We start from the raw sequence: 21,129 nt of genomic DNA on the forward strand, positions 1-21,129 counted from the left end.
GGTGGTTTGTTAGCCTGGGTGTGGCACCGGCCCGATCCATGCCCCCGGGCCCAACCATAGGCGCTTCGAGCGCCCACTTGCCGCGAGGCGAGCTGGCGGGTCGGTGTCACCAAAGACGCACGAAAGACGTAAACGAGAGGGCTCCCGCCGACGTCGGCGGGAGCCCTCTCGTTGTGGGTCCGGGTGGTCAGCCGACCACCCGGACGCCGTCGGCCTGCGGGCCCTTGCGGCCCTGGGTGATCTCGAACTCGACGCGCTGTGCGTCCTCCAGGCTGCGGTATCCCTCGCTGTCGATCGAGCTGTAGTGCACGAAGACGTCCGGCCCGCCGCCTTCCTGCGCGATGAAGCCGTAGCCCTTCTCGGCGTTGAACCACTTGACCGTGCCGTGAGCCATGTTGCGGGTCTCCTGTGATGCAGAGGCAGTGTGCGGGGCGATCTTAAGTCGTATTCATGCAGTTTCAGGGGAATTGAGGCCGGTTTCTTCCGGGTGACAGTCTCTCGTAATGTGGAATACGCTTTCCGGAAACGCGGACGCGTTACCACGTACCGGGGGGTAGGTGGGACGATCTGTTGACGTGACGCGTTGTGGGCCGTAAGAACTGCGGCCACGCGTGCGCACGTGCACAACGTGACAAGGGAAAGCAGAGGGAAGTCGGCAATGGCGCCAAGCGTCTCCTACTCGATGACGGTCCGCCTGGAGGTCCCCGCAGGCGGGACGGCGGTCAGTCAGCTCACCACGGTCGTGGAGTCGTCTGGCGGCTCGGTCACGGGCCTCGACGTGACGGCGTCGGGCCACGAACGGCTGCGGATCGACGTGACGATCGCGGCCAGCTCCACCGCGCACGCCGACGAGATCGTGGACCAGCTCCGCACCATCGAGGGCGTCACCATCGGCAAGGTCTCCGACCGGACCTTCCTGATGCACCTGGGCGGCAAGATCGAGATGTCCGCCAAACATCCCATTCGCAACCGCGACGACCTGTCGATGATCTACACCCCCGGTGTGGCGCGCGTCTGCACGCAGATCGCCGAACACCCCGAGGACGCGCGCCGCCTGACGATCAAGCGCAACAGCGTCGCCGTCGTCACCGACGGCTCCGCCGTCCTGGGCCTGGGCAACATCGGCCCGCAGGCCGCACTGCCCGTCATGGAGGGCAAGGCGGCCCTCTTCAAGCGCTTCGCCGGGATCGACGCCTGGCCGATCTGCCTGGACACCCAGGACACCGACACCATCGTCGAGGTCGTCAAGGCGCTGGCACCCGGCTTCGCCGGCATCAACCTGGAGGACATCTCCGCACCCCGCTGCTTCGAGATCGAGGCCCGGCTGCGGGAGGCCGTCGACATCCCCGTCTTCCACGACGACCAGCACGGAACCGCCATCGTCGTGCTCTCCGCGCTCTACAACGCGCTGCGCGTGGTGGACAAGCGGATCGAGGACGTCCGCGTGGTGATGTCCGGGGCCGGCGCGGCCGGTACGGCCATCCTCAAGCTGCTGCTGGAAGCCGGCGTCAAGCACGCCGTCGTCGCCGACATCCACGGCGTCGTCCACGCGGGCCGCAAGGACCTCGCCGACGCCGACGAGGACTCCCCGATGCGGTGGGTCGCCGACAACACCAACCCCGAGGGCCACACCGGCACCCTCAAGGAGGTCGTGGTCGGCGCCGACGTGTTCATCGGCGTCTCCGCGCCCAACGTGCTGGACGGCAGCGACATCGCGAAGATGGCCGAGGGCGCCATCGTGTTCGCGCTCGCCAACCCCGACCCCGAGGTCGACCCCGCAGCCGCCCGCGAATCGGCTGCGGTGGTGGCCACCGGACGGTCCGACTTCCCGAACCAGATCAACAACGTGCTGGTCTTCCCCGGCGTCTTCCGGGGGCTCCTGGACGCGCAGTCGCGGACGGTGGACGACGCGATGATGCTGGCCGCTGCGCGGGCGTTGGCCGATGTGGTGGGGGAGGACGAGTTGAACCCGAACTACATCATTCCGTCGGTCTTCAACGAGAAGGTCTCCGGCGCCGTCGCCGGGGCCGTCCGCAATGCGGCCCTCGCCGAAGGCGAGGGCAAAGCCGCCACCAAGGACCCGGCCGCCCAAGCGTGAGGGGCCGCGCCCCTCGCCCCAGTGCTGGGGGCCGCACCCGCGAGACGGCCGCGCCCCGCACCGAGCCGTGGGCGCCCGTCGGGTGCGGGCCGGTGGTGGGTGCTGCGCTTGCCCACCCTGCGCCCTGGGGGTACCCCCGGACGGAGTCTGGGGGAGCAGACTGCCCAAGCGCAGCAGGGGGTGCCGGGGCTCCGCCCCGGCGAGTCGGGTGGGGGTTCACTCGGGCGGGCCCTCTAGTGTTGCGGGCAGCACCGCGCGAGGACGCCGGATGACGCCGGATTGGCTTTCCCGCCGCAGGTAGGGGCAGGATGCATCCCCAAGGACTTCGTCCGAGGGGGAGACCCCGATCCGGACCTTGTCCAGGGGATATCCCCACGGGGCGCGCGGGCCCGAAGGCGGACCCGGGTCCGGGGACTGTCGGAGGGCCCTGGCAGCATCGGCTTCGCTGTGTCTGATATGCGGCTCTGCCGCGTGGCACGCCTCATCGGCAAGAAGAACACGGGAGTACGAATTATGAACCGCAGTGAGCTGGTGGCCGCTCTGTCCGAGCGTGCCGAGGTGACCCGTAAGGACGCCGACGCGATCCTGTCGGCGTTCGCCGAGACCGTCGGCGAGGTCGTCGCCAAGGGCGACGAGAAGGTCACCATCCCCGGCTTCCTCACCTTCGAGCGCACCCACCGGGCGGCGCGCACCGCGCGCAACCCGCAGACCGGTGACCCGATCCAGATCCCGGCCGGGTACAGCGTCAAGGTTTCGGCGGGCTCCAAGCTCAAGGAAGCGGCGAAGGGCAAGTAAGCAAGCCCTGGAGACCTGAAGCTCTGAAGCATCAGAAGCTCTGAAGCATCAGAAGAGGGGCGGCCCCACAAGCAGGGGCCGCCCCTCTTCGTCTGCATGCCCGCACGCGGCGCCGCGGGCGGTGGGATGAGAATGGCTGCCCATGAGCATCGAACCCCAGCACCCGCAGCACTCCCCACCCAGCGCCACGGTCCTGCGTCTCGGCCGCAGCAAGCTGTGGACGGCAGTGTGGGGGGCGACCGTCCTGCTCTCCTTCTTCGCCCTTCTCCTGTTCGGCACAGTCTTTCTCCTGGCCAGGACGGGAGGAGAGGGTGCCGAGCCCGGCCACTTCGTCCTCCTCGCCCTGGAGCTGCTCATCGGGCCGTTCGGGGTGTACGTGTTCGTGAACGGGTGGCGGGCCCGTCATCAGGTGCTGGTAGTGGACGCGGCAGGTGTGTGGTGGCACGACGGACCTGGTTCGGCCCTCATACCGTGGCAGTCGCTGGCCGCGGCCGGGATCTGGCACAGCAAGAGCGGCCGAGCGCACGCCTACACCCTGGAGCTCCTCCCCCGGGACGCCATCGACCGCGACCACCCGCTGTTGTGGCCCCTCGTCCGCGAGGAAGCCCCCGTCGTGCACGCCACGATGCACCTTCCGCCCGGGCTGCCCCCGATGCGCTACCGGATACCCCTCACCTGGCGGCACAGTGAGGTGAGCAGCGCCGTGAGGACGTACGCGCCGCACCTGTGGTTCGGCGAGATCAGGCGCCCCCCGGGCCATTTGGACCACCCGGACCGCCGAGGTCACCGGCGCCGCACCCGCCGCCGAGGCTCAGCGGACTAGGTCGCGCCCTCGAAGGACAGCGGGAGCGCCCTCAGGTCGACCTCCCGCAGGGAGCGCAGCAGCAGGGTGCCCGGGGCCTCCTGGATGCCGTCCACGGTGGGTACGGCGACCACCCGGCAGCCCGCGGCGCGTGCCGAGGCGGCGCCGGTGGGGGTGTCCTCCAGGGCGAGGCACGCCGTCGCGGGGACGCCCAGGAGGCGGGCAGCGGCCAGGTACGGGTCCGGGTGCGGTTTGCCGCGTGGGGTCTCGCCGTGGGCGACCGAGCAGGTGAAGCGGTGCCGCCCCAGGGTGGCCAGCACCAGGTCGGCGATGGGCCGCTCGGAGGCTGTGACGAGTGCCACAGGGACGCCCAGCCGCCGCGCGCTGTCGAGCAGCGCGAGCGCCCCGGGCTGCACCGTCACCCCGGCGCGGACCCGCGCCGTGAAGGAGGCGTCCAGCCGGTCCCTGGCCGTCCCGGCGGCCAGCCCGGACCTGCGGGCCACCAGCTCGGCGGCGCCGTCCAGCGGCAGCCCGGCGAAGGGTGCCAGCGCGGTCTCGTCGGCGGCCGCGCCGTGCTCGGCCAGCAGCTCGGCCAGCGTCGCCAGCCAGTCGCGTTCGGTGTCGACCAGAGTGCCGTCCATGTCGCAGAGCAGCGCGGCGGGCAGCGAGGGGCCGCCCTCGGACCGCGTATTGGGCGAGGACGAGGGTGAGGGCAGGGGAGTGGGCAATGCTGGCTCGTACTTTCATCGAGGGAGGGCGTCCGCTCACGCGCGGGTGCGCGCCAGCGGGTTGGTCTGGGTGGAGTTGCGGACGGTGAAGACGACGGAGCCGGGCCGGTAGCGGTCGTCGGAGGTCTCGACGGGGCGGCCGTCGGCCGTGGTGGTCGTACGCCGTACGCGCAGCAGCGGGCTGCCCCGGCGTACCCGCAGGTGCTCCGCGTCGGCCGTACCGGCGGCCACGGCGTCGATGTGGTGCTCGCCGTGTGCGAAGACGAGCCCGGTGTCGTCGTAGAGCCGCTGGGTGACGGACTCGCAGTCGGCCGGCAGCGCCTCGACGGCGGTCCCGATCCACTCGGCGTACACGGTGCGCTCCAGCAGCACCGGCTCCTCGTCGAGGGTGCGCACCCGCAGCACCCGCAGCACCGGGGAGCCGTGCCGCACCTGCAGCAGTCCGGCCTCCTCGGCGCGCGCCGAGTCCCAGGATGCCGAGACCACCAGCCCGCCCGCTGTACGGCCGCCCGCGCGGGCCCACTGGGCGAAGCTGCGCAGCTCGGTGAAGCTCTGGCTGGGCGTGGTCGACAGGACGACGCGGCGCGCGCCCTGCCTGGAGCCGATGAGGCCCTCGGCCAGCAGCGCGGAGACGGCCTGCCGCACGGTGCCCCGGGAGGCCCCGTGCGCGGTGGCGAGCTCGGCCTCGGAGGGGAGGGTGGCGCCGACCGGATAGCGCCCCTCGGCGATGGCGCGGCGCAGCTCGTCGGCGATCCGCTCGTGGCGTGCGGGCTCGGGCATGGGGCGGCTCCTCGAAGTGCTGCGCTACGGCTGCGCGGGCTCCGCTCGATCATGCCATCTGTGCGCAGTAGTGCGCACACTCGGCAGCCCGGTCGGTTACTTGTATCCACGGTGAACATCGCTAAACCTGTTCGCAAATAACGCTTTGAGCTGGGCATTTGAGCGGGCTCCCGGCTTTGCGGCACAGGCTGGGTGCTGTTAGCTTGCCCTGGCTCAATGAATCGAGCTTGTCCATACAGGTGACGGGCGCGAACCCCAGGAGTAGACACGTGAAGGCAGACCATCACAGCCGTAGGAGCCGCCGGAGTCACCGGAGCCGCCTGCTGGCCGCGGCAGCAGCGGCCGTCACCCTCTCCGCCGTGGCCACCGGCTGCGGTTCCGCACCGGCACAGGGCTCCGACAGCAAGGCCGGCAAGGCCCGCTCGGCCGCGGATCTCGGCGGTATGGACAAGCTGGTGGCGGCGGCGAAGAAGGAGGGCGAGCTCAACGTCTACGCCCTCGCGCCGACCTGGGCCAACTACGGCCAGATGATCAAAACCTTCGAGAAGAAGTACGGCATCGAGGTCCATAACGAGGACCCCGGCGGCAGCAGCCAGGGCGCGCTGAACGCCGCCGCCAAGCGCAAGGGCCAGGACCGCGCCGTCGACGCCCTCGACCTGGGCACCGCGTTCATGCAGCAGGCCAAGGCCAAGAAGCTGCTCGCGCCGTACAAGGTCAAGGGCTGGGACGCGATCCCCGAGACGCAGAAGCAGCCCGACGGCTCCTTCATGAACAACTACGGCGGCTACATCTCCATCGGCTGCGACGCCAAGGCCGTCAAGGTGTGCCCCAAGACCTTCAAGGACCTGCTGAAGCCGCAGTACAAGAACAAGGTCGCCCTCAACGGCAACCCGACCGAGTCCTCCTCGGCCTTCTCCTCCGTCATCGCCGCCTCGCTCGCCAACGGCGGCGGCTTCGACGACGTCAAGCCGGGCCTCGACTTCTTCAAGAAGCTGAAGAAGGCCGGCAACTACGTGCCCGTCGAGTCAACCAAGGCCACCATCCAGAAGGGCGAGACGCCCATCTCGATCGACTGGGACTACCTCAACCTCGGCTACGGCGAGGAACTGAAGTCCAAGGGCGTCGACTGGAAGGTCACCGTGCCCGAGGACGGCCAGTACTCGCAGTACTACAACCAGGGCGTCAACAAGTACGCCCCCCACCCGGCCGCGGCCCGGCTGTGGCTGGAGTTCCTCTACAGCCCCGAAGGCCAGAACATCTGGCTCAAGGGCTACTCGCGCCCCGCACTGCTGGAGAAGATGACCAAGGACGGCACCGCCGACAAGAAGGCGGCGGCCAAGCTCCCCGAGGTCGACGGCACCCCGAAGTTCCCCACCCCGGCGCAGGAGGCCAAGGCACAGAAGGTCATCAGCGAGGGCTGGGGCGCGGCGGTCAGCTGATGGCCGTGACGTCCCAAGCGCCGGGGTGGGACGGCGCCACCGCAACGGAAGAACAGCCGCAGCCCGCGCCGCCCGTGACCCGGCGCCGCGCGGGCCGCGGCGCGGCGCGCCGGCACTGGCCCGCCGTCGTACCGTTCTTCGCCTTCATGGCCGTCTGCTTCGGCCTGCCCGCCTGCACCCTGGCCTACAACGCGTTCACCGTCATCGACCCGGCGACCGGCGCGAGCCACCACAGCCTCGACAACGTGCGGCACTCGCTCACCGGCGCCTACGCCACAGGACTGGCGGGCAGCGTGAAACTCTCGCTGCTCAGCGCCGTACTGGCCACCGTCCTGGGCACCGTCATCGCGCAGGCGCTGCTGGGGGCGCGGAGCGGCGCGCTCCGCAAGGCCGTCGTCTCGGCTTCCGGCGTCTTCGCCAACTTCAGCGGCGCGCCGCTCGCCTTCGCCTTCATCGCCACCCTCGGCACCACCGGAACGGTGACGCGGCTGCTGCACCTCAAGAGCACCGGCTTCAGCCTCTACACCTTCACCGGACTGGTGCTGGCCTACCTCTACTTCATGGTGCCGCTGATGGTCGTCACCATCCTGCCCGCGCTGGACGGCGTCCGGGCACAGTGGCGGGAGGCCGCAGCCTCCTGCGGTGCGACCAAGGCGCAGTTCTGGCGCCATGTGGGGCTGCCCGTGCTGATGCCCTCGCTGCTGGGCGGCGCGGTGCTGATGTTCGGCACCGCCTTCGCCTCGCACGCCACCGCCGCCGTGATGACCGGCAGCTCGGTGCCGCTGATCACCATCCAGATCGCCAACGCGCTGTCCGGCAACGTCCTGGTCGGCCAGGAGAACCTGGCCCTGGCCATGAGCCTCAACATGGTGGTGATCGCGCTGCTCGTGATGGCCGTACAGATCCCGCTGCAACGACGGAGCAACCGATGGCTGGGCTGACCGCTGTTTCGCGTACCGCTGTTCCGCGCACCGCTGGTTCGCGTAACGCGCGCAAGCGGCCGTACGGCAGCATCCTCGTGCTGCTGCTGGCCGCGCTCTACTTCCTCGTCCCCGTCGCCGCCTCGCTCTGGTTCACCGTCGACGACCCCGCCGAGGGCCTCACCTTCGACGCCTACGCCAAGGGGCTGCGCGACGACGGCATGGCCACCAGCCTCGGCCTGTCCATACGGCTCGGCCTGGCCACCGTCGCACTCGGCCTGGCACTGATGGTGCCGACCATGGTCGTGGTCACCCTGCGGCTGCCCAAGCTGCGCCGGGTGGTCGAAGTGCTGTGCATGGTGCCGCTCATCGTGCCGCCGATCGCCCTCGTCGCGGGCGTCAGCACGGTGCTCTCCTGGGAGGACGACCTGCGCACCACCCCGCTGTGGGGCACCTTCCAGGCGCTGCACGACAAGAGCTTCCCGCTCGTGCTCGTCCTCGTCTACACCGTCATGTCGCTGCCGTTCCTCTACCGCTCGCTGGACGGCGGACTGCGCGCCGTCGACCTGAAGACCCTGGTGGAAGCCTCCCGCAGCCTCGGCGCCACCCGGCGGGCCACGCTGTGCCGCGTGGTGGTGCCCAATCTGCGGCCCGCCATCGTCAGCGGCTCCGTACTGAGCCTGGCGATGGTGCTGGGGGAGTTCACCGTGGCGAACGTGCTCGGATTCGAACCGTTCTCCGTGTGGATGGTGCACGTGGGCGAGTACGAGGCCCAACTGTCCGTCGCCGCAGCCATGCTCAGCCTGCTCATCACCTGGGGGCTGCTGCTCCTGCTCACCAACCTCGCCGGCGGGCGGACGCGCGCCCGCGCCGACAGGAGGAAGCCGACCGTATGACCACCACCACCGCTACGACCGTGAAGCAGGCGGGAGCCACAACCGTGAAACCGTCGTCGGCAGGCCCCGGCGCGGAAGGCGGCGTCGGGCTGCGACTGCGCGGACTGCGGCGCTCCTTCGGCGCCACCACCGCGCTCGACGGACTCGACCTGGACATCGCCCCCGGCGAACTCGTCGCTCTGCTCGGCCCGTCCGGCTGCGGCAAGACGACGGCGCTGCGCATCATCGCCGGGTTCGAGACGGCCGATACGGGAGAGCTCCTCATCGGCGGCGAGGACCTGACCGCCGTACCCGCCAACCGGCGCGACATCGGCATGGTCTTCCAGTCCTACAGCCTCTTCCCCACCATGACGGCGGCCGAGAACGTCGCCTACGGGTTGCGCGTGCGCAAGGTGCCCAAGGCGGAACGGGCGGCACGCGCCACCGAACTGCTGGAGCTGGTGGGGCTGCCCGGACGCGAGAAGCACTACCCGCACCAGCTCTCCGGCGGCCAGCAGCAGCGCGTGGCGCTCGCCCGCGCGCTGGCCATCCGCCCCCGCATCCTGCTGCTGGACGAGCCGCTGTCAGCGCTCGACGCGAAGGTGCGGCTGCAGCTCCGTGAGGAGATCCGCCGCCTCCAGCTTGAGCTGGGCATCACCACCGTCTTCGTCACGCACGACCAGGAAGAGGCTCTCTCGATGGCCGACCGCGTCGCGGTGATGAAGGACGGCCGCCTGGAGCAGTGTGCCTCTCCGAACGAGCTCTATGAGCGGCCCGCGACGCCGTTCGTCGCGGAGTTCGTCGGCACGATGAACCGGCTGCCGGGTGTCGTGTGTGAGGGCGGGACCGTGGAGGTGCTGGGGCGGCGGGTGCCGGTGCACGGGGAGTGCCCTGGTGTGGGGCGCGAGGTCGATGTGCTGGTGCGGCCGGAGGGGCTGAGGGTGCGCGCCGGTACGGAGACGGACGGCGAGGGCGAGGGGGCAACCGTGCGGGTCGCCACCTTCCTCGGTGGCACCACCCGCCTGCTGGTGAGCACCGACGATGGTGCCGACGCCAAGGTCGACCTCCCGAGTTGGGAGGCGGAGGCTCTGACACCGGGAGCACGTTGCACACTCACCCCGCAGGAGCAGCCGGTGCTGGTGGAGGCCTGATTCCGCGCACCCGGCGTGGGGGCGCCCCGTCAGGGGCGCGGGGAACTGCGCGACAAGCCACGACGTAGGCGCAGCCCGCGACGCGCAGCAAGGGGCACCCCCTCTCCGGCCCTACGGGCGGTCCACCTTCGCTCCCAGGTCCACCAGCTTCTGCTGGAAGTTCTCATAGCCCCGGTTGATCAGATCAATGCCGTGCACCCGGGACGTACCCTGCGCGGCCAGCGCGGCGATCAGATACGAGAAACCCCCACGCAGGTCCGGAATGACCAGGTCGCTGCCCTGCAACCTGGTCGGCCCGGAAACCACCGCCGAGTGCAGGAAGTTGCGCTGGCCGAAGCGGCACGGCATGCCGCCCAGGCACTCGCGGTAGAGCTGGATGTGCGCACCCATCTGGTTGAGCGCCGAGGTGAAACCGAGGCGCGACTCGTACACCGTCTCGTGCACGATCGACAGCCCCGACGCCTGCGTCAGCGCCACCACCAGCGGCTGCTGCCAGTCCGTCTGGAAGCCGGGGTGGACGTCCGTCTCCAGCGCGATGGCGTTCAGCGGGCCGCCCGGGTGCCAGAAGCGGATGCCCTCGTCACCGATCTCGAACGCGCCGCCCACCTTCCGGAAGGTGTTCAGGAACGCGATCATCGACTTCTGCTCGGCGCCGCGTACGAAAACGCTGCCCTCGGTGGCCAGCGCCGCGCTCGCCCAGGAGGCGGCCTCCAGCCGGTCGGGCAGCGCACGGTGGGTGTAGCCGCCCAGCTTGTCGACGCCGGTGATGCGGATCGTACGGTCCGTGTCCATCGAGATGATCGCGCCCATTTTCTGCAGGACGCAGATCAGGTCCTCGATCTCCGGTTCGACCGCGGCGTTCGACAGCTCGGTCACGCCCTCGGCCAGCACGGCGGTGAGCAGCACCTGCTCCGTCGAGCCGACCGACGGGTACGGCAGCCGTATCTTGGTGCCCCGCAGCCGCTGCGGGGCCTCCAGGTACTGCCCGTCGGCACGCTTCTCGATCGTCGCACCGAACTTCCGCAGCACGTCGAAGTGGAAGTCCACCGGACGGCCGCCGATGTCACAGCCGCCCAGGCCCGGGATGAAGGCGTGCCCGAGCCGGTGCAGCAGCGGCCCGCAGAACAGGATCGGGATACGCGAGGAGCCCGCGTGCGCGTCGATGTCCGCGACGTTGGCGCTCTCCACATGGGAGGGATCGAGCACCAGCTCGCCGGACTCGTCCCCGGTACGCACCGTGACGCCGTGCAGTTGGAGCAGCCCGCGGACGACGCGGACATCGCGGATGTCCGGCACGTTGCGCAGCCGGCTCGGTTCACTGCCCAGCAGCGCGGCGACCATGGCCTTGGGAACGAGGTTCTTCGCACCCCGGACACGGATCTCGCCCTCGAGCGGGGCGCCACCGTGGACGAGGAGTACGTCGGCTGGGCTGTCGGTCATGGATCTCCGCGATTCCGCGAGACGGGATGGGACAACAGGCAAGCGTAATGGCCCCGTCCGGTGCCTACCCAAGCCCGAGGGGGGTCGGTGACTGTCACAGGTCGGCAATAACACGGAGGGTGACACGGGTATCACCTGTCGTGGGGTGATAAGGGCCGGTTTCGCCCTGGTTGCCGTGCAGTGGGCCACCGGTGGGTTGCCGATGGGCCGCCGATGGGGCACCAGGGGCCCGCGACCGGTCAGCGGTGCCCTCGATCCGGCCATTGGGTCCCGTAAACGGCGCAGGTGCGGGATCATTGGCGTATGACCGAGGTGTCCTCGCTCACCGGACGACTGCTCGTCGCCACACCGGTGCTGGCCGATCCGAACTTCGACCGCGCTGTGGTGCTCCTCCTCGACCATGACGAGGAGGGCTCACTGGGCGTGGTCCTCAACCGTCCCACCCCGGTGGACGTCAGCGACATCCTGGAGCCGTGGGCCGCGCTCACCGGCGAGCCCGGCGTCGTCTTCCAGGGTGGCCCCGTCTCGCTGGACGCCGCACTGGGCGTCGCCGTGGTGCCCTCCGGCAGAGGTGACCGCACCGACGGTGACACGAGCCGTACCCCAGGCCGCGGGTCCGGGCAAGCGCCCGGGCAACCATCCGGGCCTGCGTCCGGCCGGAAGAGAACCATCCCGGCCGAGGGCCCGACGGACGCCACGGAATCGTCGGAGTCGGCGGGGCGGGGTGAGGAGCGCGCCGGGCGTGAGGGCCCCGGGGACGCTTCGCGGGGCACCGCCCGATCGGAAGCCCGGGCGGGCGGCGACGACGGTGACGACGGGGCCGGCACTCCGGGCGCCGAGCCGGGCGCCGCTGGCGCTGCGGGCGCCGCTGGAGCCGATGGCACCACTGGCGCCGCCGGGACGACCGGGACGACCGGAACGACCGGGGCCCCGGAACGGGGCGGTGCGGAGCCGGCCGGGGCGGACGCCGCCCAGCGCGGGAGCGCAGCGGGCCGGAAGGACGGCCCGGGAGAGGGTGCGGCCGTCGGTGACGCCGAGGCGGCCGCCGACGGCGGCGACGCGGACCCCACCGGTGCCGAGGCCGACGCCGACCTGGGAACCGACACCGTCCTCGACACGGACGGCCCACTGGGCTGGCGCCGGGTGCACGGGGCCATCGGCCTCGTCGACCTGGAGGCCCCGCCCGAACTGCTCGCCGCCGAGCTGGGCTCGCTCCGGATCTTCGCCGGGTACTCGGGCTGGGGTCCGGGGCAGCTGGAGAAGGAGCTGTCGGAGGGTGCGTGGTACGTCGTCGAGTCGGAGCCCGGCGACGTCTCCTCCCCGGCACCGGAGCGTCTGTGGCGGTCCGTACTGCGTCGGCAGCGCAGCGAGTTGGCGCTGGTCGCGACATACCCGGACGACCCCTCGCTGAACTGAGAGCCGTGCGCCCCGCGCCGCGGGGCACCGGCCGGTTCGAACACGGTTGCGCGCGGGGCCGCCGACGGGTGACGTGGGCCACGGCCCATGCCTGACGTGTTCCGGTCGCATGAGTACCCTTGGACTGCATGAGCACTCTTGAGCCCGAGCGCGGGGCGGGCACCGGCACACTCGTCGAACCGACCCCGCAGACGTCGCACGGTGATGGCGATCACGAGCGGTTCGCCCACTATGTCCAGAAGGACAAGATCATGGCGAGCGCGATGGACGGCACGCCCGTCGTCGCGCTCTGCGGGAAGGTCTGGGTCCCGGGTCGCGACCCGAAGAAGTACCCGGTCTGCCCGATGTGCAAGGAGATCTACGAGACGATGGGTCCCGGCGGGGACAAGAACGGCAAGGACGGCAAGGGCGGCGACAAGAAGTAGCCCCCACGCGTTCGAGCTCAGCGCCCCCGCGCACGCGCGACCGGCGCGTGAACGTATGACGTGCACCACGCGCCGCGCCTGTCACCACACCGCCGCCTCACCCGTACTCCGTACGGGTGAGGCGGCGGTGTGGTGTGTGTTGCCCTCTCGTCTCGCACCCCTCCCTTCTCTACTGAACTTGCTCGATGGGGTGTTGGCCGCGCTGCTACCGTCAGGTGCACGACAGTCACCTGACGCTACTGGGAGCTCGCCGTGCACCTCACCCGCCGCCCCGCCGTCTCGTTGGCCGCCGCCGCGGTGGCCGCTGCGCTGCTTCTCGCCGGGTGCGGTGGGGGTGACGACGGTGATTCGAAGGGCGACAAGATCGAGGGCGCGGACGATGCGGGCCAGAAGTCGTCGCCCGGCCCGGAGAAGAGTGAGTCGGGCTCCGAGAAGAAGGAGCCCGACTTCCGCACGTCGGACATCGAGCTGCCGGATGACGTGAAGCTCGTCTTCGACTGGGACCAGCCGTCGGACCCCGAGAAGGCGGCAGCGCTGGATGGAGCCGCGGACTATATGCGAGCGCTGATGCACGGCACGGTCAAGCAGGACCCGAAGGATCCGGTGCTGGCGAAGTATGTGGTGCCGTTGCAGACCGCTCAGGAGTTCGCGCAGACCAAGATCAAGATGGATGTCGACAAGGGCTACACGGTCACTGGCCAGGAGCGCTACTACAAGTCGGAAGTCGGCGATGTGACCGAGCAGAAGCTGGCCGAGGTCTCCTTCTGCATGGATCAGTCGAAGTTCTTCAGCAAGAAGATCAAGACAGGGAAGGTGCTCCGCACAAAGGAGAGCGCGTCCAGCTATCTACGTCTGACCTTGGTGATGCAGGCACCGGAGAAGTCGCAGCAGCCCTGGAAGGCACGCACGTTCGAGGCGGAGGAGAAGGCGGTGAAGCAGTGCAAAGACTGACAAGAAGAGCCGCAGTCGTCGCGGCGGTATGCCTCGCTGAGCTGGCAGCAGGCGCCTTAGCAGTGCACGCCGACGACGGCACGATTTCGGGCGCCATCGGGAAAATCAACAAGCGGCAGGCGTCCGCAGCAGCCAAGGGCACCGTCCACTACTCCGGCAATGGTTCCGGTGGGAACGATGGCGGGGGTGGGAATCTGGCGGTGCCCAGTGGGAATTGGGCGCCGCCTCCGTGTTGGTATGCGCCGACGTATTCGCCGAAGGAGCTCAAGGAGAAGGTGGACGCGTCGCCGTATTCCTTGACGGGGCGTGACCCCAACAACAGGTATCTCAAGGAGGAGACGGACCGGGATATCCGGCACCTGTACTCGGAGGGGGAGTACGACAACTACAACCTCGACAAGCAGGGCGAGGGCAAGTTCTGGGCTGCGGTGCCGAATCCGAACGAGAAGGACGCGGCGAAGCGCGAGTCGTGTACGAGGTTGCCGTTCTGGGTGAAGAACGGTGAGCAGCCGGATGTGGAGAACGCGATCAGTCCGGAGATCCTCTCCAAGCTGGCGTATGCGCAGATCACCGTGCCCGAGACGCGGGTGAAGCTGAATCCGGACGGCAAGCAGACGGTGAATCTGCCGACCTGGGTGTGGTTGGACAAGGGCCGGTACAAGCCGCTGTCGGTGAAGGCGTCCGTGGACCTCGGCGGGGGGAAGGAGATCTGGGCCAGGACGACGGTCGAGCCGGACTCTCTCAGGCTGAGCCCTGGCACGGAGAACGCTGCGCTGCACCCGTCCTCCGGCGAGTGCGGGGTCAAGGACGACGGCAGCATCGGTGCGCCGTACAAGAAGGGCAGCGGGAAGAAGGCCCCGCCGTGCGGGGTGACGTATCTGCGCGCGACGCAGGGCGGGGGGTCCTACACACTGCGGTCCACCCTCACCTGGAAGGCCTCGTGGGAGAGCAGCGAGGGCGACGGCGGCAACGAGTTGCCGAACGGTGAGTTCGGCGGCGAGCAGACCATCACCGTCCAGGAGATCCAGGCCGTCAATTAGCCGGACCCGGCCCGGGTTGCGGGGCCGCCTCCGGGTCCGGCCTCATCGACCGGGCCGGGCGACCGCGCACGCCGCCGTACCGCCCGGGAGGCGGTGGCGGTTGGCGGCGATCACGCGGTAGCCCACGTGCGCGGCCCAGCGGAAGGGCGGCAGGGTCAGTACGGCGCCCACCACCGGCCAGGCGCCGCCGCCCGCGCTGAGCAGCGCCTTGGCGACGGCCTGCGCGCCGCCGTACACCGCCCCGGCAGGCGTCACCCACAGCACCTCGTGCTCGGCGCGCTCCCGCGTGACGCCGAGCGCGGCGAGTTCGGCAGGGTCGGCGAACTGCCAGGGCTCGTACGTGCATCGGGGCCGTACGCGCCGTTCGGCGAAGCGGACCGCCGACGTGCAGAAGCCGCAGTCACCGTCGTAGAGAAGGACCGGTAGGGACTGATTCCGCATGGGGAAAGGGTCCCATGCCGTTCAGTGGTTGTGGTCGGCCCAGCCGGCCGAGAGGTCACCGCGGGTTCCCATCTGCTCGGGGCGCCACTCGAGCAACGCCGCGCAACGATTCCCCGTTCGGGAGCCCAAGTGCGCAACGATCTTCCGGTGATGCGCAACAGGCATGCATTCCTGTCGTGAGCTGCGGACTCGTAGGCTCATGCCCCGTGCCAGGAGTGGCGGTGACCGCCAGCTCGGCAACCCCCACCGGTGCACGGGTCCACCCCGCACGGGCCGACGCGGCATGTCTCTTGTCATGCGCGCGGACGGGGAGCCGTCGTCCTGGGCCCCGCCCACCCGCCGTGACAAGGAGCCCGACATGCCGCCGACCCCGCAGATGCCGCCGGAACACAGCACAGCGCCGCCCTCGGCCGAGCCCTCCTCCCCGCCGAGTTCTCCCCACAGCTCCGGCGCTGACCCGGCCATGAGCCACCCGGGCGCCGGGGCGGCGCGCGGCGGCAGCCGGCTGATGCGGCGCAAGCCCGTCGAACGGCTGGTCGCCGAGGGCGGGCAGGGCGCGGGCGGCGCGCTGCGCCGCTCCCTGTCCATGTGGCAGCTGACAATGATCAGCATCGGCGCCACGCTGGGTACCGGGATCTTCGTCGTACTCGGCGAAGCCACCCCGCTCGCCGGTCCCGCCGTCTCGATCTCCTTCGTTCTCGCCGGTCTGACCGCCCTCTTCTCCGCCCTGTCCTATGCCGAGCTGGCCGGCTCCATCCCGGTCTCCGGTTCCTCGTACTCGTACGCCTACGCGACCATGGGCGAACTCGTCGCCTGGATCTGCGGCTGGTGTCTCGTACTGGAGTACGGCATCTCCGTGGCGGCCGTCGCCGTCGGCTGGGGCGAGTACCTCGACGAACTCCTGCACGGCACCCTGGGTGTGACCATCCCCGAAGCGGTCTCGGCGCCGCTGGGCGAGGGCGGCTTCGTCAATCTGCCCGCGCTCGCGGTGATCCTGCTGGCGATGGTCTTCCTGATGGGCGGCGCCAAGGAGAGCGCCCGGATCAACACCGCCATGGTCGTCATCAAGATCGTGACCCTGCTGCTCTTCTGCGGCATCGGCTTCTTCGGCATCAAGGCCGGCAACTACGCGCCGCTCGCCCCGTTGGGCGTCACCGGCGTCAGCGCCGCGGCCGCCACCCTCTTCTTCTCCTACATCGGCTTCGACGCCGCCTCCACCGCGGGCGAGGAGGCGAAGAACCCGAAGCGGGACCTGCCCCGGGCCATCATGCTGTCGCTGCTGATCGTCACCGTGCTCTACTGCGTGGTCGCGCTCGTCGCCGTCGGCGCCATGCCCTGGCAGGACTTCGAGGGCACCGACGCCGCGCTGGCCCGGATCATGAAGGACGTCACCGGCATGGGCCTGTGGAGCGTCGTACTGGCCGCGGGAGCCGTCGTCGCCATCGCCAGCGTCGTCTTCGCCGTCCTCTACGGCCAGACCCGCATCCTGTTCGCCATGTCCCGGGACGGGCTCGTACCGAAGGTGTTCGCCAAGGTGAACGAGCGGACCGGGACGCCGCGCGCCAACACGCTGCTCGTCTCCGCCTTCTGCGGCATCCTCGCCGCCACCGTTCCGCTCGGTGAACTCGCCAACGCCACCAGCATCGGCACGCTCTTCGCCTTCGCCCTGGTCAACGTCGCCGTCATCATCCTGCGCCGGACCCGGCCCACCATGAATCGGTCCTTCCGGGTGGCGCTCTTCCCCCTCACGCCGCTGCTCGGCTTCGGGTTCTGCGTCTGGATGATGGTCAGCCTTCCGGCCGTCACCTGGGCCTGCTTCGCCGCCTGGATGGCCGCGGGCCTCGCCGTCTACTTCGGCTACGGCATCCGGCACTCGCGCCTCGGCCGCGCGCCGGTGCGGGGCGGACCCGGTGAAACCGCTGAAGCAGGTGGAACCGGCGGAACCGGCGGAACCGGTGAACCTGGTGAAACCAGGTGAACCCCCGGGACCTCTGTGAGACTTGGCGCTGACGTGACCAAGCGCAGCGGGGCGAGCGGCGGAGGGACGGGCAGCGCATGAAGGTGTACATCAGCGCCGACATGGAGGGCGTCACCGGGCTGGTGGGGGCCGACGACGTGCAGATGGGCGGGCGCGACTACGAGCGCGGGCGCGTGATGATGACGGGGGACGTCAACGCGGCGGTGCGCGGGGCACTGGCGGCCGGGGCGCGTGAGGTCGTCGTCAACGACACACACAGCACGATGCGGAACCTGCTGGTCGAAGACCTGCACCCGGCCGCGGCCCTGGTGCGCGGGAAGCCCAAGCCGATGGGCATGCTGCAGGACCTCGACGGCTCCTTCGACGCCGCCGTGTTCGTGGGCCACCACGCGCGGGCCGGTGCGCTCGGTGTGCTCAGCCACAGTTTTATGGGCCATGAGATCGAGGACATGTGGCTGGACGACGACCGTGCCATGGGCGAGATCGGCTTCGCGTACGCGACGGCCACCGCTCTCGGCGTGCCCGTCGTCGCGCTGTCCGGCTGCGACGTGGCCTGCGCGGAGGCGGCGGAGTGGGACGCCAACGTCCGTACAGCGCCCGTCAAATACGCCAGGGACCGCTTCGCCGCCCGGCTCCGCCCCGCCGACGAGGCGCGCGCCGCGATCGAGGAAGCCGTACGGGAGGGCGTGCGCGAGGCTCCGTCCCGTACCAGCCCGGCGTCCCACACACCCGACACCACCGAGCACACCCTCACGGTGCGCTGGCAGTCGGCCTCCGTCGCCCAGCAGCTGGCGGGCATCCCGGGCGTCACCCCCTCAGCCGGTGACGCCGCGCACGACCGCTCGGTACGGGTCAGCGGCGACCTGCCGGCCCTCTTCCGCCTCTTCGGTGTCTTCCAGAACGTCGCCTATGCGCTGACGGGCCAGGCCCCTTACTGCTAGTTGTCGCAGGACGGGGGGTTGTTGACGCCTGAGCCGGTTCTCAACTCGTCGCAGCAGAGCGGAGCGCTGGAAGATCGCGGTGCTCCTGGACGTTGGCTGCAGGTATGAAGATCGGCGAAGCTTCCCGAGTCAGCGGTGTGAGCGCTCGCTCGTTGCGGCACTACGAGGACGAGGGGCTGATCGTCCCTGGCCGTTTCAGCAATGGATTCCGCGACTACTGCCAGTCCACCATCGACCGGGTGCTCGTCATCCGCTCGCTGCTGGAGTCCGGGCTGCCGGTGCGGTTGATCAGGGAAATCCTGCCCAGCCTCACCGATGGATCCGAGGCCGGCACCGACGAGGTGTGCGCGGAGTTCCTGCACGAGGTGCGGAGCTATCGCGATCGGCTCGCTGCTCGCATCGCGGTTCTCAGCGATCAGCAGGCGGCACTCGACACCTACCTGCGAGAGGCCCGTCGTCCTGATCTCTGACCGCGGCTTGACCTTGACGCAAGTGTCAGACTCCTACGTTCGGGCCATGGAGATCAACGAGCAGCAGCACACCGCTGAGCAGACGATACGAGCTCTGGTCCAGCGCTCGCACCGGGGACCGAAGGATCTGACCCTCACGAGCGATCGCCGACGCCCGGCCCCGGGGCCAGGCGAGTACCTGATCCGCGTCGGTGCCGCCGGGGTCAACTTCGCAGACGTCATGCAGACCCATGGCACATACGGAGGAGGCCCGCAGGCACCTTATGTGGCGGGCTTCGAGGCCGCCGGTGAGATCGTCGGTGTCGGCCCGGAGGTCGACAGTCCGCTGCAGCTGGGCACGCACGTCGTCGGAGTGGGACCGGGCGCCTTCGCGCAGTACATGACGATGCCGGCCGCGGGTGTCCTTCCCGTGCCGGCCGGCTGGAGCGACGCCGAAGCCCTCGGCCTGGTGCTGAACTGGGCCACCGCCTTGGCTGCACTGAAGCCGCTGGGCGAGATCAAGACGGATGAGGTGGTCCTCGTCCATGCCGCGGCCGGAGGCGTCGGCCAGGCCGCCGTCCGCCTCGCCCGCCACTACGGCGCACGCGTGATCGCCACGGCCTCACCGGAGAAGCACGACACCGTCGAAGCGCTCGGCGCCGACGAAGTCCTGGACAGCCGACGTCCCGATCTGGTCGAGGAGATCACCCGCCTCACCCGCCTGACCGGCGGGGTCGATCTGGTCCTGGAATCAGTGGGACAGGCCACGTTCAAGACCAGCCTGTCGGTCACCAAACCCTTCACCGGACGCGTCGTCGTGTTCGGCGCCGCCTCCGGCGACGCCACCCTGACCACCCACGACCTGGTCTTCACCCATCAGGTCCAGATCAAGGGCCTGCACATCGGTGCACTCGCGGTCGCATCGCCGTCCCTCTACCAGTCGCTGCTCGCCGAGATCGAGGCCCTCATCGCCCACGGCGTGTACACGCCGGGCACCCCCCAGGTCTTCCCGCTGGCTGAAGGGGCGACGGTGCTGCGGGACCTCGAAGCGGGCCGGACCCGCGGCAAGCTCGCCCTCGATCCTTGGCGTTAGGGAACGCCTGATACGGCAGGCCGGTTACCCCTCGGCGCGGAACGGGATGGTCAGCCAGGGGCTCTCGGGGTCGGTCGTCAGCACCCGGTGCGCGGTCAGCATCTCCTCGTACCAGGAGCCGAACTCCTCCTCGTCGAAGTGGAGGCAGCGGCCGAGGATGTACCCGGCGGAGAAGTCCTCCCACGAGCGGTAGCTGACCGTGCTGACCCGCCCGGCGCGGAGGACGGCCGCCTCCGCCTCCTCCAACGAGCAGAAGCGGGCGGCCAGTCCGAAGCGGGCCATGTTGGAGGCGCGGCCGTAGTCCCAGGCCGCGACCGAGCGGACGAACCGCCCCTCGGGCAGCAGTCCGTCCGCGCGGAACCGGGCCTCGTACCGGGTGATGCGGCCGATCAGCCGCTTCACGCCGTCGATCTGCCACTCCACCTCCTCCTCGGTGGGACCCTCGGTCCGAGTCACCCCGTCCGGCGTCAGCTCGATCGTGGCCGTCGCGACCCGCTTGCGCAGCACCCGCTCCGCGGCCTGCCGCCAGTGCGCCGGCTCCACCTGGCCGCCGAAGTCCTGGGCCAGGCTGTGCCGCAGACCCAGGGCGAACTCCCACACCGGGCTGCTCATCTCGTTGGTCAGCAGCTCCTCCTGGTACTGCTGCCATTTCTCGCGTGTGGTCACGCCCCACCAGCGGTCGAGCGCCCGCCGCTCGTCGTTGTAACCGTGCCCGTGGCCGAGGGAGTTCCAGTAGTGGCCGTTGTTCACACACAGCAGCGCCCCACAGGCGAGCCCCCGCGCGACCGGGCCGGTGCGCGGGCCGCCGACCCACAGGGTGCGCAGCGTTCCGTGCTGGCAGACGTGGTCGACGCGGTCGGCGTGCTGCTGCCACAGTGCGCACAGCGACTGGCTGGCCGGGAAGTACGCCTCACACGGCGAGCCCGGGTTCACCGCCAGCCACGGCGGATCCTGCGGTGACCAGCTGCGGGCGTACGCGTCCAGGCTCTCCGAGATGAAGACCGGATCGTCGATCGGCGCGGGCAGCATGGCCTCCGTGTACACGGCCGCGCACCAGCCCCGCACCTCCGGGCGCCAGACCGGCTGCAGCCGGGCCGGGATACGGCCAGGATTGGCGTCCAGCCAGGGGCGGGAGGCGAGGCGGTACAGGTACTGCCCGGCCAGCACGTCCAGGTACGCGGCCCAGTCGTGCCGACTCTTCGCCTCGTAGAGCTGCTGCTCCACCACGCTGGGCGCCTGCCACGGCTCCGCCGTGGGTGCCGCCGCTGTCATCTCCTCTGCCCCTGCGGCCCCTTCGGCCGCCCCCCTCTTCCACATCTGTTGTCCTCGCACTCGCCGTCGCGCCGTTCGCCTGCCCTGTCCGACGG

20 protein-coding genes and 2 pseudogenes are annotated in these 21,129 nt (G+C 70.1%); 16 read left to right on the forward strand and 6 right to left on the reverse strand.

Annotation, left to right across the window (positions count from 1 at the left end):
• Window positions 1–187: 187 nt before the first annotated feature.
• Complete coding sequence (locus HC362_RS20790; RefSeq protein ID WP_243085531.1) at window positions 188–394, reverse strand: cold-shock protein; 207 nt, start codon at window positions 392–394, stop codon at window positions 188–190.
• A gap of 264 nt (window positions 395–658) precedes the next feature.
• Between HC362_RS20790 and HC362_RS20795 the strand changes: the two genes are divergently transcribed.
• The 3 genes from HC362_RS20795 (at window position 659) to HC362_RS20805 (ending at window position 3,716) form a co-directional block, all read left to right on the forward strand.
• Window positions 659–2,098 (forward strand): NAD-dependent malic enzyme, encoded by a 1,440-nt coding sequence (locus HC362_RS20795; protein WP_243085532.1) that lies wholly within the window; start codon window positions 659–661, stop codon window positions 2,096–2,098.
• Window positions 2,099–2,611: 513 nt separating this feature from the next.
• Window positions 2,612–2,893 (forward strand): HU family DNA-binding protein, encoded by a 282-nt coding sequence (locus HC362_RS20800; RefSeq protein ID WP_016469244.1) that lies wholly within the window; start codon window positions 2,612–2,614, stop codon window positions 2,891–2,893.
• Between the two features lie 142 nt (window positions 2,894–3,035).
• Entirely contained in the window at window positions 3,036–3,716 is a 681-nt protein-coding gene (locus HC362_RS20805; RefSeq protein WP_243085533.1) for a hypothetical protein, read from the forward strand.
• Here the strand turns inward: HC362_RS20805 and HC362_RS20810 are convergent.
• Together HC362_RS20810 and HC362_RS20815 are read right to left on the reverse strand one after the other, a co-directional pair.
• On the reverse strand, window positions 3,713–4,423 hold the full coding sequence (locus tag HC362_RS20810; protein ID WP_243085534.1) for an HAD family phosphatase: 711 nt from the start codon (window positions 4,421–4,423) through the stop codon (window positions 3,713–3,715). The two genes, HC362_RS20805 and HC362_RS20810, sit on opposite strands and share 4 nt — an antisense overlap.
• Window positions 4,424–4,459: 36 nt before the next feature.
• Window positions 4,460–5,203 (reverse strand): GntR family transcriptional regulator, encoded by a 744-nt coding sequence (locus HC362_RS20815; protein ID WP_243085535.1) that lies wholly within the window; start codon window positions 5,201–5,203, stop codon window positions 4,460–4,462.
• A 323-nt stretch (window positions 5,204–5,526) separates the two neighbouring features.
• Between HC362_RS20815 and HC362_RS20820 the strand changes: the two genes are divergently transcribed.
• Genes HC362_RS20820 through HC362_RS20835 form a run of 4 tightly spaced genes read left to right on the forward strand, consistent with a single transcriptional unit; the run spans window position 5,527 to window position 9,588 of the window.
• Entirely contained in the window at window positions 5,527–6,642 is a 1,116-nt protein-coding gene (locus tag HC362_RS20820) for an extracellular solute-binding protein (RefSeq protein WP_243088731.1), read from the forward strand.
• Entirely contained in the window at window positions 6,642–7,583 is a 942-nt protein-coding gene (locus tag HC362_RS20825) for an ABC transporter permease subunit (protein ID WP_243085536.1), read from the forward strand. Before HC362_RS20820 ends, HC362_RS20825 begins: the two co-directional genes overlap by 1 nt.
• Complete coding sequence (locus tag HC362_RS20830) at window positions 7,571–8,458, forward strand: ABC transporter permease subunit (protein WP_243085537.1); 888 nt, start codon at window positions 7,571–7,573, stop codon at window positions 8,456–8,458. The genes HC362_RS20825 and HC362_RS20830 overlap by 13 nt, the downstream gene beginning before the upstream one ends.
• On the forward strand, window positions 8,455–9,588 hold the full coding sequence (locus HC362_RS20835) for an ABC transporter ATP-binding protein (RefSeq protein WP_347568459.1): 1,134 nt from the start codon (window positions 8,455–8,457) through the stop codon (window positions 9,586–9,588). Before HC362_RS20830 ends, HC362_RS20835 begins: the two co-directional genes overlap by 4 nt.
• Before the next feature lie 111 nt (window positions 9,589–9,699).
• On the opposite strand, the gene murA is transcribed toward HC362_RS20835, so the two are convergent.
• Window positions 9,700–11,028 carry a UDP-N-acetylglucosamine 1-carboxyvinyltransferase gene (murA, locus tag HC362_RS20840; protein WP_209263587.1) on the reverse strand — a complete coding sequence of 443 codons (1,329 nt, stop codon included), beginning with the start codon at window positions 11,026–11,028 and terminating at the stop codon, window positions 9,700–9,702.
• A gap of 303 nt (window positions 11,029–11,331) precedes the next feature.
• Here murA and HC362_RS20845 point away from each other — a divergent pair.
• The 5 genes and pseudogenes from HC362_RS20845 to HC362_RS20865 form a co-directional block, all read left to right on the forward strand.
• Window positions 11,332–11,589, forward strand: a pseudogene (locus HC362_RS20845) (YqgE/AlgH family protein); the annotation flags it as partial.
• A gap of 558 nt (window positions 11,590–12,147) precedes the next feature.
• Window positions 12,148–12,444: pseudogene (locus HC362_RS20850) on the forward strand (YqgE/AlgH family protein); the annotation flags it as partial.
• Window positions 12,445–12,572: 128 nt separating this feature from the next.
• Window positions 12,573–12,869 (forward strand): DUF3039 domain-containing protein, encoded by a 297-nt coding sequence (locus HC362_RS20855; RefSeq protein ID WP_099881383.1) that lies wholly within the window; start codon window positions 12,573–12,575, stop codon window positions 12,867–12,869.
• Window positions 12,870–13,121: 252 nt separating this feature from the next.
• A complete protein-coding gene (locus HC362_RS20860) occupies window positions 13,122–13,820 on the forward strand; it encodes a hypothetical protein (protein WP_243085538.1) in 699 nt (232 codons plus the stop codon).
• Window positions 13,821–14,095: 275 nt separating this feature from the next.
• Window positions 14,096–14,860, forward strand: a complete 765-nt coding sequence (locus tag HC362_RS20865; protein ID WP_243085539.1) for a hypothetical protein — start codon at window positions 14,096–14,098, stop codon at window positions 14,858–14,860.
• A gap of 42 nt (window positions 14,861–14,902) precedes the next feature.
• On the opposite strand, the gene HC362_RS20870 is transcribed toward HC362_RS20865, so the two are convergent.
• Window positions 14,903–15,301: a DUF393 domain-containing protein gene (locus HC362_RS20870; protein ID WP_243085540.1), complete on the reverse strand. Its 399-nt coding sequence runs from the start codon at window positions 15,299–15,301 to the stop codon at window positions 14,903–14,905.
• A 463-nt stretch (window positions 15,302–15,764) separates the two neighbouring features.
• Between HC362_RS20870 and HC362_RS20875 the strand changes: the two genes are divergently transcribed.
• The 4 genes from HC362_RS20875 to HC362_RS20890 all read left to right on the forward strand — a co-directional run bounded on the left by HC362_RS20875 (window position 15,765) and on the right by HC362_RS20890 (window position 19,762).
• The gene (locus HC362_RS20875) at window positions 15,765–17,279 is read left to right on the forward strand and encodes an amino acid permease (RefSeq protein WP_243088733.1); all 1,515 of its coding nucleotides are present in this window, start codon (window positions 15,765–15,767) and stop codon (window positions 17,277–17,279) included.
• A gap of 77 nt (window positions 17,280–17,356) precedes the next feature.
• Entirely contained in the window at window positions 17,357–18,220 is an 864-nt protein-coding gene (locus tag HC362_RS20880; protein ID WP_243085541.1) for a M55 family metallopeptidase, read from the forward strand.
• Window positions 18,221–18,324: 104 nt separating this feature from the next.
• Window positions 18,325–18,690 (forward strand): MerR family transcriptional regulator, encoded by a 366-nt coding sequence (locus HC362_RS20885; RefSeq protein WP_243085542.1) that lies wholly within the window; start codon window positions 18,325–18,327, stop codon window positions 18,688–18,690.
• A 46-nt stretch (window positions 18,691–18,736) separates the two neighbouring features.
• On the forward strand, window positions 18,737–19,762 hold the full coding sequence (locus tag HC362_RS20890; protein WP_243085543.1) for an NADPH:quinone oxidoreductase family protein: 1,026 nt from the start codon (window positions 18,737–18,739) through the stop codon (window positions 19,760–19,762).
• A gap of 24 nt (window positions 19,763–19,786) precedes the next feature.
• Here HC362_RS20890 and HC362_RS20895 read toward each other — a convergent pair whose 3' ends face one another.
• Window positions 19,787–21,034, reverse strand: coding sequence for a DUF1266 domain-containing protein (locus tag HC362_RS20895; RefSeq protein WP_243085544.1), 1,248 nt, complete (start codon window positions 21,032–21,034; stop codon window positions 19,787–19,789).
• Window positions 21,035–21,129: the final 95 nt, after the last annotated feature.

Origin of the sequence: Streptomyces sp. 891-h (assembly GCF_022760275.1) — a bacterium.
GTDB lineage: Bacteria > Actinomycetota > Actinomycetes > Streptomycetales > Streptomycetaceae > Streptomyces > Streptomyces spirodelae.